This is a genomic window from Aeromonas sp. PrichA-15, from assembly GCF_017939245.1.
In the GTDB taxonomy this organism is placed as follows: domain Bacteria; phylum Pseudomonadota; class Gammaproteobacteria; order Enterobacterales; family Aeromonadaceae; genus Aeromonas; species Aeromonas caviae.
The window spans coordinates 1-293 of the sequence record NZ_JAGKRH010000273.1 but is presented as its reverse complement, the minus strand read 5'-3'; the positions used below and the strand labels follow the sequence as shown (position 1 = coordinate 293).

At 58.0% G+C, this 293-nt stretch carries 1 protein-coding gene; it reads left to right on the top strand.

The window, feature by feature from the left end; genetic code table 11:
- Positions 1-293 (top strand): transposase (locus tag J9889_RS20780; protein WP_210557969.1); only part of this gene is annotated, 293 nt, incomplete at both ends.

Sequence of the window (293 nt, the reverse complement as noted above, 5' to 3'; positions counted from 1 at the left end):
CCGTCTGTTGCAAATGACGGTCTCGCCTCAGGCTCGCAAGAAAAACCCGGCGTTGCCGACACACTGGCAAGTTCGCGCAGTGACCTATGAGGTGGCAGGCAAGGAGAAAACGGTCTTTACCTCCCTGCCCGTGGCGCGATTCAGCGGAGCTCAGGTGGCGACCCTGTACCACGAGCGCTGGGAAATCGAGCTGGGATACCGGGATATCAAAAGCGCGATGCAGCACAACGCCATCACGCTGAGAAGCAAGAAAGTGGACTTGGTCTATCAGGAGCTGTGGGGATTGCTGCTTG